This window comes from Rhodococcus globerulus (genome assembly GCF_019334125.1).
In the GTDB taxonomy this organism is placed as follows: Bacteria; Actinomycetota; Actinomycetes; order Mycobacteriales; family Mycobacteriaceae; genus Rhodococcus_F; species Rhodococcus_F globerula.
The window spans coordinates 3,325,548-3,343,846 of the sequence record NZ_CP079698.1 but is presented as its reverse complement, the minus strand read 5'-3'; the positions used below and the strand labels follow the sequence as shown (position 1 = coordinate 3,343,846).

Below are 18,299 nucleotides of genomic sequence, written 5' to 3'. Positions count from 1 at the left end.
AACGGCGACCACGGTCCGCGTCACTCGACGAGTTCGTAGATCGTTGCGTTGGCAGTTCCGCCGCCCTCGCAGATGGTCTGCAACCCGTATTTGAGTCCGCGATCGCGCATGTGGTGAACGAGCCGGGTTGTCAGGATCGCCCCCGACGCGCCGAGGGGGTGTCCCACCGCGATTGCGCCACCGAGTGGATTGATGCGTTCGAGATCCGCACCGAGTTCGATCTGCCATGCCAGCGGAACCGGCGCAAACGCTTCGTTGATCTCGATTGCGCCGATGTCGTTGATTCCGAGACCGGCACGGGCGAGAACTTTCTGCGTGGCGGGAATGGGAGCAGTGAGCATCATGACGGGATCTGCACCGACAACCGAGCCGGCGAGCAGACGAACGATGGGGACCAGCCCCAACTCTGCGGCCTTTTCCGGCGTCGTGATCATTACTGCCGATGCGCCGTCGGAGATTTGTGACGCGTTTCCGGCGTGGATCACACCGTCGTCGCGGAATGACGGCTTCAGCTTGGCAAGCGTCTCCGGCGACGTTCCGCGCCGCAGACCTTCGTCGACAGCGAGCTGTGCTTCGCCGATGTCTACCGTTACAAGTTGTGAGTCGAACGCTCCGCCGTCGATTGCCTTGGCTGCGAGTTCATGAGATCTGGAGGCGAACTCGTCAAGCATCTGACGCGAGAGATTCCACTTCTGGGAAATCAGTTCCGCGCCGATTCCTTGGTCGAGCTTGTCGACGTCGTATCGGTCGAGAACGGTTTGACCATAAGGGAAGCCGGAAGCTCGGGCTGCGCCGAGTGGAATTCGAGACATCATCTCGACCCCTCCCGCGACAGCAATATCGTAGGCGCCCGACATCACCGCGTGGGCCGCTGATTCGATGGCCTGTTGACCTGATCCGCACGCACGGTTGACGGTGACAGCCGGTACGCTTTCCGGCCAGCCCGCCGCCAAGGTTGCGAATCGCGCGACATTGCTGGACTGGTCACCGAGTTGAGTGACGCAGCCCCACATGACGTCGTCGATCAACGACGGGTCGACTCCGGTCCGTCGGATCAGCTCATTGAGCACCAAAGCGGATAGATCAACTGGGTGGACGCTGCTCAACGACCCGTTCCGCTTGCCGATCGGCGTGCGTACCGCCTCGACGATGACGGCTTCTCTGATTCGCATGCTGTTTTGACTCCTGTCGTTCAAGCGGATGGATTGTGTTGGGCGCCAGCTAGGTAACGGCTCCGGCGATCTTGAGCCCGATGAGTCGTTCATCGTCGAAGCCGAGCTCGCGCAGAATGTCGTCGGTGTGCTCGGCGAACTGTGGGGCGCGGGTCATCTGCACTGGGGAATTATCAAATTTGACTGGATTTGCGACGAGTTTCTGCGGCACGCCGTCAGCATCTGTGACCTCGACGATGCGGCCGTTGGCGACGAGCGATTCGTCGTGACCCAACTCCCAGCTGTTCTGCACGGGAGCCCACGGTCCGCTGAGATTCGTGAGGACTGCGGTCCACTCGTCGTAGGGGCGCGAGGCGATCGCGTCGGCGAACCAGCCGGTGATTTCTTCACTGTGCTCGGTGATGGACTCCATGGTCTGGAATCGGCTGTCCCCGGCGAGATGCTCGAGGCCCAGAGCGGTCACGAACTCGTTCCAGAACTTTGTGGGCTGGAGCATGGAGAATTGCAGCCAGCGGTTATCCGAAGTGCGATAGGAGCCGGTCAGAGGATTTCCTGCCGCGGCGGACTTCTTGCGTACCTTGGGTAGTGGTCCGCCGGTGAACAGCGCCAGGTTGACCGTGAACTGTGTAGCCCAGGCACCTACTCCGAGTAGGGAGACGTCGACAACCGATGGCTCGCCGGTGCGTTCACGGCCGGCGATCGCGGCTGCGATACCACCCGCGATGGTCATACCACCGATGTTGTCGCCGTAAGCGCCTGCCGGCATGAACGCCATGTGTTCGGTATCCGGCGGCATCAGGCCGTCGGCACTGCCACCGCGAGCCCAGAATCCGGTCGCGTCGAATGAACCACTGTTGGCGTCGGGACCTTCGCTGCCGAAACCGCTCCCGGTGACGTAGATGATGTCGGGATTGATTGCCCGGATTTCTTCGAGCGTCAAACCTAGCTTGGTGCGCAGGCCGGGCAGGTAGTTGGTGAGGAACACGTCGCTTCGGCGTACGAGTTCGGTGAGAACCGTGCGTGATTCAGGATTCGCGAGGTCGATGCCGATGCTGCGTTTGCTGCGGTTCGGTCCTTCCATAATCGGTGCGAACGACGACCCAGGGCGGTTGGCGTCGTAGCCGAGAACGCGGACGAGTCCTCGCTGCGCGTCTCCGTTCACGGCGTGTTCGACTTTGGTGATGTCGGCACCCCAGTCCGCGAGCACAGCCGCGGCAGCGGGCACAAATGTGTATTGGGCTACTTCGAGGATGCGGATACCTTCGAGTGGTCGTTGCATGTCAGCTCCTGATGATGGGAGGTTCGGGGTGAGTGGAATCAGTCGGCGCGCAGCAAAATTGCTCCAGATGGCACTCCGCCACCCGAGGTAACTACTGCGACGCGTGGATCTGTGACTTGACGGCCAGGTGCTTGCCGGCGAAGTTGCAGCACGGCCTCTCGGAAGAATCCGTAACCATGGGTCCGACCGGCAGAAAGCTGGCCTCCGTGCGGATTGAGCGGTAGACGCCCGTCGATCGCGATACCGCGGCCACCGTCGATGAAGTCCCCCGCGCCGCCGAATTCGCAGAACCCGAGGGCTTCCAGCCAGGACAACGCATTGAAAGTGAACCCGTCGTAGAGCAAGGCGACGTCGACGTCATCCGGCCGCAGGTCGGTGCGACTCCACAAATGCGCGCTGGGTCCGAGAGATTGCGGTAAATGGGTAAGAGTGCCTTGATCCCAGGAGAGATTTTCCATCATCTGAGTACCGACAGCCTCGACGAACACGGGCTTGTGGCGCAGGTCCTGCACGGTGTCGACGGCCGAGACGATGACCGCTACCGCGCCGTCGACGGGAACGTCGCAGTCGTACAGGCCGAACGGTGTGGAGACCGGGCGGGCGGTGAGGTAATCCTCCATGGTGATGGGGGTGCGGTATACGGCCTCCGGATTAGCGGAGGCGTTGTCGCGGGTATTTACGGCGATTGCCCCGAGAGCGTCCTTCGCATCGCCGTAGCGGTGGAAGTAGTGCGACGCTTGGCAGGCAATCCAGTTAGCCGCAGACATCGCGCCGAAAGGATGACGGAATTCGAACATGTCCGTGGCTCGGCCGGCGCCGGACGCCCAAGCGCCGGAGCGGACGAGTTCCGAGTGCGAGGATTCCCACACCGTTCTGAAACACAGCACGTGCCGGCATAGTCCTGAGGCCACCGCAAGCATCGCGGCCACGATCGATCCGTTCTGCCCGGGTAGTTCACCGCCTGCGTTGACCCAGGTCGGACGTATCCGCAGTGCTTGCTCGACGGGCATGATTCCGCCTTCGGACATGCCGCCGACGGATCTGCCTGGGTAGGTGGACAATCCGTCGATGTCATCGAGCGTCAGACCGGCATCGGTGACGGCGGCCAAGCATGCATCGACAGTGAGTGAGAGCGGGTCGGCCATGAGTCGGCGGCCGATTTTCGACTGTCCGACCCCGCTGATCGCGACCCGATCCTCGAACCGGTTGGTGCTCACCGGTTGGCGCAGCCGGGATTTGTAGTTTTCGGGTTCGGGGAGCGGGCCGGGCTCGTCGGCATCGGGATCGATCTCGAAGAGCGGCAACCAGATTGATTCCTCGACCTGCTCGAATACGACACGGACTCGAGTACCGACCTGGACATCAGTTGGCTCACACCCGACGATATTCGTCGTCAGGCGCACCTGCGGATCTTCCGCCAACGCGACAATCGCAATGACGTACGGCGGCGGGAAGTTCGGAAGCCACTGTTGGACATTGATCGTCACGCCGACGACAACAGCCTTTCCCGATACTGGATGCAGGGGGAGCTTGCGACCATGACAGTCCGGGCACAGCACCGACTGTGGATGTGTGCGTTTACCGCAATCCGAGCATTGGGCGATCCGCAGGATGCCATCGGCGCCCGAGGCCCAGAACTCGGCGCTTGCCAGTGTCGGCTGGGGCAGTGGCCGGCCGGTATCCACGATGGGACTCACGTGTTCTCCGCTCGAAGTTGCGATTTCGTTGCTCGTCGTTGGCACGGGACACCGCTGACCTGTTGGTGCCGGCGCCGCTGCAGGGTGTCGGATTTCACAGCGTTACAGGGTATTCGGTGCACGATGGCGATCCCGGATGGCAACCATGGCAGCGATTCTGCGCCGCCGGTCGGAGTGGCTGAACAGGCCGGCGTCGGCGTCATCCGGAGATTCGAGGCGTTCTTTCTCGGCTTTGATCTCCGCGTCCAGTAATTCGCCTGCCAGGTCTCGCGTGAGCAGGTCCTGGTCGACCCAATCATCTTCTGGGAACTGCTCGATCAGTTCTTCCATGGCATTCCTCCCGGTTTCTCGGTCGCGGCAGTGGTTTAGGTGCGGGGAAAGTGCAGCAGGGCACGGGCATTGGTTTCGACCATCTTCTCGACTTCGTCATCGGGAACATCGATCATCGCGTCGTGTACTTTCTTGCGACTGTTCGGCCAGTTCGAATCCGAGTGCGGGTAGTCACCCTCCCAGGTGATGTTGTCGATACCGACGTCGTGACGGTTCTTGATACCGAAGTTGTCTTCGATGAAACAACCGAAGAGATGCTTGGAGAACAACTCCGACGGACGCACTGTTTGGTTGATGTTCTGGTAGAACCGGTGCTTCTCCCACGTCTGATCCATCCGTTCGAGCATGTACGGAACCCAGCCGATCCCGCCCTCGGAGAGCAGGAACTTCAACTTCGGATGGCGATGGAAAACCGGGGAGAACAACAGATCGGCGGTCGCGTACATCGAGTTGCACCCGAAGAGCGCCGTCATCACGGCCATCGGGGCTTCGGGGGCGGTGATCGGGGCCTTACCCGAGGTGCCGAAGTGCACGGTCAACGGGATGTCGACATCCTCACACGCCGAGAACAGCGGATCCCAGTGATCGGTATGGAACGACGGAAGTCCCAGCGGTACAGGATTTTCGGGGAAGGAAATCGCTTTCGCGCCCTTGGCGGCGGTGCGGTAGACCTCTTTGACGCATTCCTCCACCGACCACAGCGGCAGGATCACCAGCGGGATCAACCGGTCCGGGGCGCTCGCGCACCATTCGTCGATGTGGTAATCGTTCCAGGCCTTGACCGAGAGCAACGCCAACTCCCGGTCCTTGCCTTCGAGGAAGACCGTTCCGGCGAATCGGGGGAATGAAGGGAAGGACAGTCCGGCTTGGACGCCGTCGATATCCATGTCCAGCACACGGGCTTTCGGGTCGAAGCAGCCGGCGATCATGTCCTCGTACCGGGTGGGTTCGGCGCCGTATTCCTCGGGTTTCTTCCCTGCCACCGCGTTGAGTCCGATGTACGGGTAGACACGGTCTTCGTAGATCCACACTTCGGCGAGTTTGGTGCCGGCATCACCGCGGGCGCCGTCACCGGCGTGCACCGATCGCGGCATCACCTTCTCGATGATCCGGGGTCCGGCGTCGAGGAACTTCTTCGGCAGACGATCCGACCAGAGCTTCGGATGCTCGATCAGGTGATCGTCGGTGGAAATCAGATGCATGTGGTTCTGCAGGGGCATGAGTCCTCCGGGGGTACCCTCAACGCACGCGAAAGGGATAACTTGTTTACCTATGTGGACGGTAGCATGCACTGTTGCCCACGTCACTACTGAATTCCACCCTGCGGATCGGTAGTAGTCAGTTGCACTATCCAGCAACTTCGTACACTCGATCTCGACCCGTGGCGGGAATGCTATCGATCCTTTGCCGTGATGGAGGACACATGGTAGAACTAGTTCACTTATTACTAGTTCAGCCGCCTGGATTCCGATCAATTCGAGATGCCGGACGACGGCACATTCGCCCTCAGTCCTACCTGCGTGTCTGCCGTGAGTGCAGCGAAGATTGTCGCCCATCTGCGTTGACTCGGCGACGCTGACACGTGCGGCACGGACTGTCCTCGAACAATGGAGCAAATGAATGACTCTGCCTGATATCGGATTCATCGGGGCCGGCCAGATCGGCGAACCGATGGTCGAGAAGTTCCTCGCTACGGGCCGACGCACGGCCGTCTATGCCCGACGCGTGGAGGTTCGGGATAGGTTGGCCGGACGTGGCGCAATTATTGCGGCGCATCAGGAGGAGCTAGCGGCTGCTCCGGTAGTGGTCACCTGCCTGTTCAGTGATGCGCACGTACTCCAGGAGTGCACGCCGATCATCGAGAAGATGAGTCCGGGATCCCTGTTCATCTCACACACGACGGGGAGTCCGTTGATGATCCAGCGACTCCGCGACATCGGGCACAAGGGTGGGGTATCAGTGGTGGAGGCGCCCTTCAGTGGGAAGCCTGAGGATATTCGTCGTGGGGAATTGACAGTGCTGCTTGCGGGCGACGACGATGCTGTCGATGTTGCAGCCGGCGTTGTTGCGGCGTATGCGTCGAATATTCACCGGACCGGTCCGTTGGGTACAGCGCTGGCCGCAAAGCTACTGAACAATGCTCTGTTCGCAGCGTGTTCTCAACTTACGCTTTCGGCCCTTGCCGCAGGACGATCCCTCGGATTGGATGAGAACAAGCTTCTCGACGTACTTGCTGTAAGTAGCGGAGGCAGCACTGCCGCGCGTTACGTCGCTGCGTCCGAACAGGATGCACAGACCTACAGCGCCCGATTGCCCCGCTATCTGCGAAAGGACCTTGCCTCCGTCAGGACTGTCACCGCGGATCTGGGGATCGATATCGAGGATCTTCTTGCCGCGGCCGAACGCGGACCGATGGACCTCGACGACCGCGTACAGGCCGACGGACTCGAGAAGTCGCGGGCTTGAGGATAGCTAGGCGCCGGCGATGACACCGCATCTGCGATGGTCGGCCACTGCACTATGTGGGATCTCGAAATCAGCTTGAACGAATACGTGGAGAAGGAGTCGGAAATGGCCGGAAGTTTGTCGGGTCGAGTAGCTTTCGTTACAGGTGCAGGTCAGGGTCAAGGCCGTAGTCATGCGGTCAAGTTGGCCGAGGAAGGCGCCGACATCATTGCGATCGACATCTGTGCACAGATCGAATCCGCAACGCATACCATGGCCACTGAGTCTGATTTGGACGAGACGACTCGGCTGATCACCGCACTCGGTCGCCGGGTTCTGCCGCGCATTGCAGATGTACGTGATCGCTCCGCACTCATCGCCGCGGCCCAGGCCGGTTACGACGAGTTCGGACGTATCGATGTGGTCGTAGCGAACGCAGGTATCTGCCCACTCGGTCCGGACGTCGCCGCGTCGGCTTTCCTCGACACGGTATCGGTGGATCTGGTCGGTGTTGTCAACACCGTCGAAGCCGCGTTCCCCTATCTACGTGCGGGTGCATCGATAATCTGTACCGGATCGATGGCAGCGATGATGTCCCAGACGATGACCAGTCCTGAGGCCGGCCCCGGTGCCGCGGGATACGCGTACGCGAAGCGGGGTGTGGCGCGATTCGTCCACGACGCAGCCTTGCAGTTCGCCCCGCTGTCGATCCGGGTCAACGCAGTGCATCCCGGAAACATCGACACTCCCATGCTTCAGAACGACGCTATGTACAAGGTGTTCCGTCCGGATCTACCCAACCCGACTCGGGAGGACGCCGAGCCCGCATTCGGTATCGCACACCAACTTCCGGTCGTCACGATCGATCCGCGTGACATCAGTGAGGCTGTGTATTACCTGGCTTCGGATGCAGCGCGGTACGTGACCGGTCAGCAGCTCAAGGTCGACGCCGGGGCTTTGTTGGTCAGCACGTCCTCCGGCGCCCCTGCCTGAATTAGTCAGTAAAGCTCAATTTTACTTGAATCGTGGCGGGCGGCGTCAGAATTACGGCAGCGTGGAGGAGAACGAAGTGGACCTGTCTCTCGAAAACAGGCGTGTATTGATTACCGGTGCCGCCACCGGAATCGGAGCGGCTGCAGTGCAAGTGCTCGCTGCATCCGGGGCTCGGGTGGTGGGCACCTTCCACAACACCGAACCCGATACCGAGTCGGCAGCAACCTGGATTCGGTGTGACGTGACTGATCAGTCGTCGGTGCAACAAGCCGTGGCAAAAGCAGTCGCAGCGTTGGGCGGTCTCGACGTACTGATCCATGCGGCAGGCAGTTGGCAACTGGGCGCGCCGGGACACATCGACGCAGAGAACATCCGAACCATGATCGACGTCAATTTCAGTTCAACGGTCTTCGCAAATCAGGCTGCGTACGAAGTGATGAAAGAATCCGGCGGCCAGATCATCAACTTCGGCTCCAGCGAAGGAGTTTCGGGAAGCCCGGTCTCGGCGACCTATGCGGCAGCGAAGGCTGCGGTGCATTCGTGGACGCGGTCGGTGGCCAAAATGTGGGGTGCGGATGGCGTGACAGTCAATGCGCTCGCGCCGGCTGTCCAGACGCCGGGCGCCGACCGCAGGCTCGGCACCATGAGTCCGGAGGCGATCAAGCAGTACGAGCAGCAGTTGAAGATGGTAATTCCCCTTGGGGGCAAGCTGGGCAATCCGGTGTCGGACCTGGGGCCGGTGTTGGCATTCCTGTCGAGTGACGCGGCGAAATTCATCACGGGTCAACTACTTGCGGTTGACGGTGGATTGATGATGATCGGCTAGTAGCGCCCCGCCCGCCATGTGCTCGTGCGTCTCGGACCGACTGCGGCACGTCGCACGTAATGTGATGGGCCTCAGTGAGTCCGCGTTCGGCAGGCGGCGACGTTGTCCGGCCTTGGATTTCGAGTTCGAAGAACCTTTGGCAGAAACTCGTCGATGGGATCGATGATGCACTGGTACGGACATCAGGTAATGCCAACCAGGCGGGCTAGAGTTGTCATGTCAGTGACGGGGAGAGGATCGGTGAAGGCGTGCACTCTCAATTTGGGGGAGGGGCCACGCATTCGAGCGTGCGTGTACCCAAGGCTTCGGAGCGAATTGCTGATCGTCTGCGCGGACAGATCGTTCGAGGCGAGATTCTCCCCGGCGGTATGCTTCCAACGGAGAAACGGATGGTCGAAGATCTGGGCGTCTCTCGGCCGACGCTTCGTGAGGCCTTTCGTATTCTCGAAAGCGAGGGCTTGATCACGGTACTGACCGGAGCTCGAGGCGGACCTCAGGTGCGCTTACCTGACCTAAGCGTTGCGTCCAGGCATATCGGACTGTACTTGCAGACTCGCGGTGCAACTCTTGCGGATCTGCTCGAAGCGCGAGCGGAGTTCGGTGCCATCTGCGTGCGATTGCTGGCAGAGCGCTGCACCCGAGAAGGCTTGGAGGAGTTGACGGCCTGCGTCCGAGAGCAGTATCGAGTGTGGGAGGCAGGCGTCGATACTGGAGCGGACTTTGCGCGCTGGGTATCGCTCACCGGAGACTTCCATAATCTCATCGCGCTGCATTGCCGGAACAAGACACTCGAGGCGCAATCCAAGTCATTGGCGGACGTACTCGGAGCTCATCGCGTCGTGAGTATCCAACGTCGAGCAGATCCCGATGCGGTTGCGGACACGTCGTACATTCCCGGTGTGATCGCGGACTACGAGAAATTGGTCCGATTGGTCGAAGCAGGAAACGCGGCTGCGGCGGAAAAGCACTGGCGAGCGCACCTCTACGGTGCTGCGGAAGTCGTTTATCGCAATCGCGAACGAGATTCGATCATCAGTCTGTTCGATTGAGCTTGCGGCCTCGGCCAGATCTGCGGTTTCCCCCTCGTTGCAGGTGAGGGGGAAACCGCAGTTTCGTTTGCAGTGAGTAACTCTTCAGTGCCGAACCAGTCCACTCCGACGGGCGGAGGTTCGCAGAGGTTGTGGTATCCGATGCCTGTGTGCCCCCTGGCTCACACAGGAGTCTTTCTTGCCACAAGCGAGAGCGCGCGACTCGGGCAAACGTCAACAGCCTGCTTGGCCAGCGCCACTTCGTCGTCGGCCGCCGGCTCCGAACGAAGCACGACCACCACCCCGTTGTCGTCCTGGTCAAACGTGTCGGGATCGGTGAAGACGCACTGCCCAGACCCTATGCACGAGCTTTGGTTGGCAACAATCAGCATCGTCACCACGCAACCGGGAGCGTGAAGATTCCATAGGTGGGACCGTATTCCTTGAATGGAATTTCCCCGAACGGAATGGCGAGACGCAGTGTCGGAATCCGACGGATGACTGCGGAGAGAACGACTTCGAGCTCCAATCGAGCGAGATTCTGTCCAAGACACTGATGTGGACCGAAACCGAAAGCGACGTGATTACGCGCTCCTCGTGTGAAGTCGATCTTGTTCGGCTCGGGGAACACCTCCGGGTCGCGGTTGGCGGTATTGCATACCGCGAACACTGCCTCGCCTGACCGGATCAACGTACCGCCGATCTCGATGTCGTCGGTCGACAGACGCAGACCACCGATCTCGGCGATCGTGAAGTAGCGCAGCAGTTCTTCCACAGCGCCCGGGATGAGCTCTGGATTATCGCGTAGTTGTTGAAGGAGTTCGGGCTTGTCCAGCAGCGTTGCGATACTGAGGGAGATCATGTTGGCGGTCGTCTCGTGTCCGGCGATGAGCAGGAGGACTCCGAGGCCGGTCAGGTCCTCCGGGTTCGCTCCGGCCGCAAGTTGTCGACTCAGGATGTCGTCGCCCGGATTTTCCACGCGGGAATTCACAAGATCGGCAATATATCCCTTGAGTCGACCCATCGCTTCCATGCGCACTTCGGAGGATGCATGAGGATCGGCGAAAGCAGAGCTGTTTTTCTGGAAGAAGTCGTGGTCCTCGTACGGTGCGCCGAGCAGTTCGGCGATCACAACTGACGGTACCGGGAGTGCGAGTGCTTCCACGAGGTCAGCCTCGGACTTCCCCAGCAGCATCGCGTCGAGGGCTTGGTCGACGATTTCGGTGATGCGCGGACGCATAGCACTGATCTTCTTCAAGGTGAACTCCCCCATTACACGACCTCGAGCCTCTGTGTGCTCCGGGGGGTCCATCTCGATCAACTGCTTGAGCTTGTTACCCGGAGCGTATCCGAGATTTGTCGGGTGGCCGGGCAATGTCCGATCCGAACTGAACCGGCTGTCGCTCAGAACGGCACGAACGTCTGCGTGCTTCGTAATCGCCCAGATTTTGCCGTCATTCTGCCAGCCAACTTGGCTGACCGGCTCGACTTCCTGCAGTCGCAGGTGCTCGGGCGGGGGACTGTACGGATCCATGCGTTGCGTCGAGAAGGCTGTGGTAGCCATGAGATCTCCCTTGATCGGCGAACAGCGCGGGGCGTGAATGAGCGCCTCCTACTTTTGAGGTGGAGTGCTTATTTTCGAGAGTTTAGTCACGATTAGTGCCGTGCGTCTAGACCACGAGGCAACTCATCTGAATTGCCCGCGTTGCACTTTCGTAGTTTCACGTGAAAACGCCAGCGAACGTCATGCGATGACCAATGCAGACGATCAGGTCTGCAGTGTGCTGCGGGTGCACTGCTTGCGTCCGGGGTGCAGTAAATCCACGTAGGCATGCCTTGTCAATGTTGTTGTAGCTCTGACTTTCTGGCGTAGGTGTATCCCGCCCGGCGTGGTTCACGGGGAAATGCGCATACCGAACTGCCGGGTCGAATTGAGTGTCGCGGGCAGCGGGAGTTGCTTTGTTCGAGCTGTAAACTCCTGGCTCCCAAGTTATCTCCCAGTGCTGGTGTGGGCGGCGTGTACTGCGTTTTCAGGTAAGAGTGTCGGCGAAGCGTCTGTGGGTTTCCCTGTGGGGGGACCGCGTATCGGTCGAATGGCATTGTTCGCTGACGAATGATCGTGCAGTGACCACCAGGTCTGTTATCAGGGCGACGATTGACACCAATGGTGTCGTACAGCACACTGTTACTGTTGTACGGATCAGGTGTTCCGTTAAAGCGAACAGGGTTTGTGTGTGGTGACTCCGCCATAGCTCAGTCCTGTGCATACCGAAACGGAGCACACCCGGTCGAAGCGAACTGTTTCGTTGAGGCCCCGGCAACTCCCACACGCATTGTTCCTTCGCCGCAGACCTCGATGTGAGAGTGACAAGACATGACGACACTCGTGCCGACCGAAATCGATTCTCGGCGCCCACTCGGCTCGAGAATTGCCATATTGATGTTGGCAGTCTGCTCGTTCGTGTTCACAGTGGTGCACTCTGCCGTGCCCAGCCTTGCGAGTGGGGCAGTCAACGTGTATTCCGTTGTCCAAAAATCATTTTCAGGGATTCTTGCCTCGGTAGGGACATTCAACAATGTCGGATCTGCGGTATCAGGTACGCCACGCCTTCCGTCGCAGAGGGTGGCGACATGGCCCCACCGAATTCCGCTAGCGCTGTGAATCCGAAATGCAACGGACGGCGGTGCCAGAGGCCGATGCCTCCTGCATGTCCCGTCCACAACACACCAAGGAGCAATTAAGTGAACGATTACTTCGGATATGCCGGAAAGACTGCCGTCGTCACCGGTGCCGCGTCGGGTATGGGGAAGGCGCTCACCGAGATCTTGGTTGATCTCGGTGCGAATGTGTATGCACTGGATCGAGTGGAGCCCCCGGTTGCCGGCGTTACGAAGTCCATCATCGCGGACCTCGGGAACAAGGACTCGATCGATGCGGCATTTGCACAGTTGCCACTGCAGATCGATGTCTTCTTCGGGGTCGCGGGAGTTTCCGGTGTTCACAACAGCTTCCTGGAGACACTCACCGTCAACTTCATCGCGAACAAGTACGTCACCGACACCTTTCTTGCTGATCGCATCACGGAGAACGGTTCTCTCGTCTTCGTAACGTCAAATGGTGGGGTCCGTTGGGAAACCCCTGCAGTGCGTGAAGAATTGGAGCTCTTCACCCGCGGCGACAACTGGAACGACCTCGTACAGACGGTTCAGAAGTTCGAAGCGGAGTTCGGCAGTGTTCCCGGATCGCTCGGCTACATCATGTCGAAGCGTCTGCTCAACTTCTGGGTCGCGGAGCAGGTCGCTCCGCTCGCAAGCCTGCGCAAAATCAGGATCAACGCCGTTCTCCCCGCCATGACGATCTCGGGGATGCTGCCCGAATTCGCTGAGATGAAGGGCGGTCAGGAAGCCGTCGAAGCTGACCTCGGGCCGGCAGGGCGTCTTGCAGAGTCGGTAGAGATGGCGAAAGTGCTCGCGTTCCTCGGTAGCGACCTAGCGAGCTACGTGTCGGGAACGCACACCTCCGTCGACTTCGGCATGAACGCGCTACAGATCGCAGGGCTGGCGCCGGATCGGCTCGGGTGGACTCTTCGCGGCGTCCTCTCGCAGCAGCCGAGTGCGTAACTCCAGCCGAGAACGAGCACGCGAACTCGGGTAACTGAGCCGGGATTGTTCATCGAACACCCGGCGTCAGGGGCACTCGCTCCCCGAGATCTACCAACTTGAACCAAGGAGACTTCTGTGACCGTCCTGGACATTCGCGACACCGCAATCAATCTGAAGCATCCGGATCGTCTGTACATCAACGGCGTGTGGCAACTTCCGGCCAATCCCTCCAGTATCGACATTATCGATGCCACGACGGAGGAAACGTTCTACCGCGTAGCCGAGACCGGTCCCGAAGACATGGACGCGGCAATTGCCGCGGCGCGCAACGCTTTCGATAACTCTCCGTGGCCATTTCTCGAACCCGCGGAGCGAGCTGAGTACCTCCGGAAGATGGCCGCCGGCCTGCGTGCCCGCACTCAAGAGGCTGGCACATTCTGGACACGTCAGGCCGGAGTCATCTTCGGTATGTCTGTCGGCGCGCTCAGCCGCGTGCCCGCGCTCTTCGAGTATTACGCCGACCTTGCCGCCAACTACCCGTGGGCGACGCAGGATACGCCCGAGTTCTCCGCGTTCGGTGCGGTCGTCAACGAGCCGGTCGGCGTCGTCGGGGCGATCGTTCCCTGGAACACGCCACTCTCTCTCGCCGCGTACAAGGTCGCGCCGGCTCTTCTCGCAGGCTGCACGATGGTCCTCAAAGCCCCGCCGGAAGCGCCGGGTGAGCTGTACATTCTCGCCGAGGTCGCGGAGGAGATCGGCCTGCCGCCAGGCGTGCTGAACGTCGTGAACGGATACCGCCAGGTTTCCGAGCAGCTTGTTGCCGACCCGCGGATCGACAAGATCGCTTTCACCGGTTCGAGTGCTGTGGGACGTCAAATCGGTGCAACGTGTGGAGCGCGTCTGGCTCGATACACCCTCGAACTCGGCGGCAAGTCGGCCGCGGTCATCCTTGACGACTACGACCTCGCCACAGCAGCTGCTGCGATCGCTGCGCAGGAGACCTCATTGAACGGCCAGGTGTGCATGTCGCTCACCCGCGTCATCGTCACGAAGTCGCGCCACGACGAGTTCGCCGAGGCGCTGGGCTCGGTCTTCGGAGCGGTACGGGTCGGAGATCCCTTCGACCCGCAGACGCAGCTCGGTCCGCTTGCCCTGGCCAGGCAGCAGGAGAGGGTTCTGGGCTACATCAACACTGCCCAGAACGAGGGCGCGACGCTCGTGACGGGCGGCAACCGTCCCGCGCACCTCGACCGTGGCTTCTTCGTGGAGCCGACAGTGTTCTCGAATGTCGACAACAGGTCCACCATCGCGCAGGAGGAGATCTTCGGGCCAGTTCTGTCGGTGATCCCGGCCGAGAACGAAGAGCACGCAATCGCATTGGCGAATGACACGCCATATGGACTCAACTCAGCTGTCTTCACGAATGATGTGGACCGTGCCTACCAGGTCGCACGTCGACTTCGTTCGGGCACGGTAGGGCACAACGGATTCAAGACGGACACCAGGATGGGATATGGCGGCTTCAAGCAGTCGGGCGTCGGGCGGGAAGGTGGCCTTCAGGGCCTCCTGCCCTACCTGGAGTCCAAGACAGTGCTGCTAGACGGAGCTCCCGCGCAATTCCGATGAACAGCCGCGATATCCCGGACTGCTGCGTGCAGGCCGGGATATCGCATCTGCCCGGAACTGTGCCTGACCTCTGACCAGTGGGAATCGAATCTGTTCGTTGCGTTTGCGATACAGGCGATCCCGCTGACGAAACTTAACGAGCACGGTGCGGCGGCCTCGATCAATTACTACGAACTCGGCAGTGCTTCAGCCTGCTACCAGAGCAAGTACGGGTCGCGCAAAGAAAGGAAATTGACGAAAGATGACTGGCGTCGAGATCAACCCCAGAGAGACCGATTTCTTCACCGATGCTGACATCGCGGCGGAGGCGGAGCCCTACTTCGATTACATGCTGGCGAATCATCCGGTATTCCGCGAGCCGAAGTACGGCGTCGTGATCGTGACCGGCTATGAAGAAGCACTGCAGGTCTACCACCAGCCCGACGTGTACTCGTCGATCAACCGCACCGGTGGCCCCGTGGTCGACCTCCCCTTCGAAATCGTCGGCGACGACATCAGTGAGATCCTCGAGAAGCACCGCGGATATTTCTCGTCGAACGATCAACTCGTCACTTTCGACCCACCACTTCACACGGATCACCGCGCGATCTTGATGGGGTTGATCACGCCAAAGCGGCTCAAGGAGAACGAGCAGTTCCTCAAGGACACCGCCGACCGTTACCTGGACGAACTCATCCCTCGCGGAAACTGTGAATTCATCTGGGACTATGCGAAGAAGTACACAGTTCTCGCGGTCGCTGACCTGCTCGGTATGCCGGAGGAAGAGCACTCGATGCTCCTCGACCTCCTGGCCTCCGTGCCGGCGCCCGTATTGGGAAATCTCGAACTCCAAGCCGTTCACCACGGTGGCCTAGAGACGCTGTACGACTACTTCGTGGCCAAGATCGAGGACCGTCGGAAGACACCGCAAGAGGATGTCCTCACGGGAATGGCGCTTGCGACCTTCCCGGATGGTTCGCTTCCCGAGCCGATCGAGGTCGCACGGATCGCCTCCAACCTCTTCGCGGCAGGGCAGGAGACAACCGTCCAGCTCCTGGGCATCGCCATGCAGCGGATCGCCGAGGACGCCGAACTGCAGGACCGGTTGCGCGCCGACTCGTCACTCATTCCGAAATTCATCGAAGAGGCCCTTCGCGTCGAGGCGCCCATCAAGGGATCGTTCCGGCTCACCAAGAGGCCGACAAGTATCGGGGGCCTCGACCTCGCACCTGGCACCGTCATCATGTTGATCAACGGGGCTTCCGGTCGCGACCCGAAGGTCTTTGAAAACCCCGGCGAGTTCCAGGTTGAGCGCGCGAACGCGCGGCAGCACCTGGCATTCGGCCGCGGTATCCACACCTGCCCGGGAGCGCCGCTTGCGCGCGCCGAGGCGGTCTTCTCAATACAGCGAATTCTGCAGCGTACCAAGAGTATTCGTATCAACGAGCAGTATCACGGACCCGTAGGGGAACGCGAATGGAAACTCATCCGCAGCTACAAGTTCCGCGGGCATACCCATCTCTATCTCGAATTCACCCAGGCGGACGCGTGATATCGGGCGAACTGACCATCGACCGTGATCGGTGCATGGGGTCGGGGCAGTGCACGTTCTATGCTCCGGCCACCTTCGACCTCGACGAGATGAGCATCGCCGTGGTCATCGACGATCACGGTGACGACCACGACAACATTCAGCAGGCGATCGACGTCTGCCCGACGCGTTCCATCGTTCGTGCAGCTGGAGCAGAAGGAGTCGATACCCAGTGACAACTACGACCGAGGCGACGGTCTCTCGACCGATTGCCGATCTGGACAGTGACGGCCTCCTCGGGTCCTTTCCTGGTGGGCCGCGGCTTGTCGGCACGAAATGTGATCGCTGTGGGCGCGCCATGATCGGCGTCCGCGTGGTCTGCAGTGCCTGTGTCAGCACAGAGGTGAGTCGCATCGAGCTCCCGACGAGTGGTTCGCTGTACACCTTCACTCGGCTGCATGTCGGCGGCGACGGTGTCCGCATCCTGGGCTACGTCGACCTAGAGGGTGATGTTCGAACACTCGCCGATATCCGTGAGAACGGGAAGTCATTGCAACCCGGACTGCAGGTAGAACTCGGCGTGGATGGCTCCAATTGGTTCTTCGCTCCGGTATCCGGTGTGAATGGAGGAGAATCCGATGACTGAAGAAGTCTTTGTCGTTTCGGCGGCCATGATCCCGTTCGGCAAACACCGCACATCGTCGTATGTCGGACTCGCCGTCGCACCGCTCGTCGACGCCCTTCGCGGAGCGGGGATAGAGAAGTCGGACGTTGACGCGGTCTACGTCGGACACTCTTTCGGCGGCATGATGACCGGACAACGGATCTGTAAGGAAATCGGCCTCGGGACGGTGCCCACCGTCAATGTCGACAACGCATGCTCGAGCGGTGCGACGGCTATCCACGAGGCTTGGACGGCAATCTCACAAGGGCTTGTCGACGTCGCAGTCGTGGTCGGAGTCGAAAAACTGACCCAGTTCGGCGGAGGGACCCTTCCGTTGTCTCCCGAGGATCGAGAGGTGAAGCAAGGCATCGTGATGCCGGCCGTCTACGCGATGCGTGCGACGCGGTACCTCCACGAAACCGAAGCGACGGTCGAGGATCTCGCACTTGTCAGTGTGAAAGCGCGCAAGCACGGGGCGCTCAATCCCTTCGCACAGTTCCGCAGTGAGGTGACAGTCGACGAGGTGCTCGGCGCACGTCCGATCGCCGATCCACTCACACTCATGATGTGCTGCCCGACCGGCGACGGTGCAGCCGTCGTCGTACTCGTGTCGGAGCGCGCTCGCAACCGTCTGAACACACCGAAGGGGATGCGTGTCGCGGCCTCGATTCTGCACTCGGGCGAGGTCAAGGAGGGGTATCGCGACATGACGATGCCGGAGATCAGCCAGCATTCCGCTTCTGACGCGTACGAGATGGCAGGGATCGGACCCAAGGACCTCGACATGATCGAGCTGCACGACGCGTTCTCCATCGCCGAACTCGTGTATTACGAGGCGTTCGGCCTCGCCGAGCGTGGACGTGCGATCGATCTTCTCCGCGACGGAAAGACTACCTTCGGCGGAGACGTCGTGGTCAACCCCAGTGGTGGTCTCCTCTCGAAGGGACATCCGGTCGGTGCCAGCGGCGTGGCACAGGTCGCCGAGGCATTCTGGCAGCTGACCGACAACGCCGGCGCACGCCAGGTCGACGACGCACGCTGGGCGATGACGCATGTGACCGGTGGTGGCACGGCCGGTCTGGACCACGGCGCCTGCACGATCCATATCTTCGAGGGCGTGTGATCA

At 60.6% G+C, this 18,299-nt stretch carries 17 protein-coding genes; 10 read left to right on the top strand and 7 right to left on the bottom strand.

The window, feature by feature from the left end; translation table 11 throughout:
* Nucleotides 1-20: 20 nt before the first annotated feature.
* From KYT97_RS15105 to KYT97_RS15085, 5 genes are all read right to left on the bottom strand, one after another.
* Entirely contained in the window at nucleotides 21-1,172 is a 1,152-nt protein-coding gene (locus KYT97_RS15105; protein ID WP_116104650.1) for a thiolase family protein, read from the bottom strand.
* 49 nt (nucleotides 1,173-1,221) lie between these two features.
* Nucleotides 1,222-2,451, bottom strand: a complete 1,230-nt coding sequence (locus KYT97_RS15100; protein ID WP_219112740.1) for a CaiB/BaiF CoA transferase family protein — start codon at nucleotides 2,449-2,451, stop codon at nucleotides 1,222-1,224.
* A gap of 38 nt (nucleotides 2,452-2,489) precedes the next feature.
* On the bottom strand, nucleotides 2,490-4,148 hold the full coding sequence (locus tag KYT97_RS15095) for a thiolase C-terminal domain-containing protein (protein WP_172937868.1): 1,659 nt from the start codon (nucleotides 4,146-4,148) through the stop codon (nucleotides 2,490-2,492).
* Between the two features lie 102 nt (nucleotides 4,149-4,250).
* On the bottom strand, nucleotides 4,251-4,478 hold the full coding sequence (locus KYT97_RS15090; protein ID WP_033236798.1) for a hypothetical protein: 228 nt from the start codon (nucleotides 4,476-4,478) through the stop codon (nucleotides 4,251-4,253).
* A 35-nt stretch (nucleotides 4,479-4,513) separates the two neighbouring features.
* Entirely contained in the window at nucleotides 4,514-5,698 is a 1,185-nt protein-coding gene (locus KYT97_RS15085; RefSeq protein ID WP_095887121.1) for an amidohydrolase family protein, read from the bottom strand.
* Nucleotides 5,699-6,098: 400 nt separating this feature from the next.
* On the opposite strand from KYT97_RS15085, the gene KYT97_RS15080 reads away from it, so the two are divergent.
* From KYT97_RS15080 to KYT97_RS15065, 4 genes are all read left to right on the top strand, one after another.
* Complete coding sequence (locus tag KYT97_RS15080) at nucleotides 6,099-6,944, top strand: NAD(P)-dependent oxidoreductase (protein ID WP_033237262.1); 846 nt, start codon at nucleotides 6,099-6,101, stop codon at nucleotides 6,942-6,944.
* Between the two features lie 105 nt (nucleotides 6,945-7,049).
* Nucleotides 7,050-7,916: a mycofactocin-coupled SDR family oxidoreductase gene (locus tag KYT97_RS15075; RefSeq protein ID WP_033237270.1), complete on the top strand. Its 867-nt coding sequence runs from the start codon at nucleotides 7,050-7,052 to the stop codon at nucleotides 7,914-7,916.
* Between the two features lie 76 nt (nucleotides 7,917-7,992).
* On the top strand, nucleotides 7,993-8,742 hold the full coding sequence (locus tag KYT97_RS15070) for an SDR family NAD(P)-dependent oxidoreductase (protein WP_033237261.1): 750 nt from the start codon (nucleotides 7,993-7,995) through the stop codon (nucleotides 8,740-8,742).
* Nucleotides 8,743-9,029: 287 nt separating this feature from the next.
* The gene (locus tag KYT97_RS15065) at nucleotides 9,030-9,791 is read left to right on the top strand and encodes a FadR/GntR family transcriptional regulator (protein WP_033237260.1); all 762 of its coding nucleotides are present in this window, start codon (nucleotides 9,030-9,032) and stop codon (nucleotides 9,789-9,791) included.
* Nucleotides 9,792-9,952: 161 nt separating this feature from the next.
* On the opposite strand, the gene KYT97_RS15060 is transcribed toward KYT97_RS15065, so the two are convergent.
* The gene (locus KYT97_RS15060; protein WP_092803899.1) at nucleotides 9,953-10,162 is read right to left on the bottom strand and encodes a ferredoxin; all 210 of its coding nucleotides are present in this window, start codon (nucleotides 10,160-10,162) and stop codon (nucleotides 9,953-9,955) included.
* 2 nt (nucleotides 10,163-10,164) lie between these two features.
* The gene (locus tag KYT97_RS15055; RefSeq protein ID WP_033237258.1) at nucleotides 10,165-11,334 is read right to left on the bottom strand and encodes a cytochrome P450; all 1,170 of its coding nucleotides are present in this window, start codon (nucleotides 11,332-11,334) and stop codon (nucleotides 10,165-10,167) included.
* Between the two features lie 1,178 nt (nucleotides 11,335-12,512).
* On the opposite strand from KYT97_RS15055, the gene KYT97_RS15050 reads away from it, so the two are divergent.
* The 6 genes from KYT97_RS15050 (at nucleotide 12,513) to KYT97_RS15025 (ending at nucleotide 18,296) form a co-directional block, all read left to right on the top strand.
* The gene (locus KYT97_RS15050; RefSeq protein ID WP_033237256.1) at nucleotides 12,513-13,391 is read left to right on the top strand and encodes an SDR family oxidoreductase; all 879 of its coding nucleotides are present in this window, start codon (nucleotides 12,513-12,515) and stop codon (nucleotides 13,389-13,391) included.
* Nucleotides 13,392-13,508: 117 nt separating this feature from the next.
* The gene (locus tag KYT97_RS15045) at nucleotides 13,509-14,999 is read left to right on the top strand and encodes an aldehyde dehydrogenase (protein WP_033237255.1); all 1,491 of its coding nucleotides are present in this window, start codon (nucleotides 13,509-13,511) and stop codon (nucleotides 14,997-14,999) included.
* Nucleotides 15,000-15,240: 241 nt separating this feature from the next.
* Entirely contained in the window at nucleotides 15,241-16,530 is a 1,290-nt protein-coding gene (locus KYT97_RS15040) for a cytochrome P450 (protein ID WP_033237254.1), read from the top strand.
* Nucleotides 16,527-16,745 (top strand): ferredoxin, encoded by a 219-nt coding sequence (locus KYT97_RS15035; protein WP_202026694.1) that lies wholly within the window; start codon nucleotides 16,527-16,529, stop codon nucleotides 16,743-16,745. The genes KYT97_RS15040 and KYT97_RS15035 overlap by 4 nt, the downstream gene beginning before the upstream one ends.
* Nucleotides 16,742-17,155, top strand: a complete 414-nt coding sequence (locus KYT97_RS15030) for a Zn-ribbon domain-containing OB-fold protein (protein WP_033237253.1) — start codon at nucleotides 16,742-16,744, stop codon at nucleotides 17,153-17,155. The genes KYT97_RS15035 and KYT97_RS15030 overlap by 4 nt, the downstream gene beginning before the upstream one ends.
* Entirely contained in the window at nucleotides 17,148-18,296 is a 1,149-nt protein-coding gene (locus tag KYT97_RS15025; RefSeq protein WP_092805080.1) for a thiolase family protein, read from the top strand. Before KYT97_RS15030 ends, KYT97_RS15025 begins: the two co-directional genes overlap by 8 nt.
* The last annotated feature ends 3 nt before the right edge of the window (nucleotides 18,297-18,299 follow it).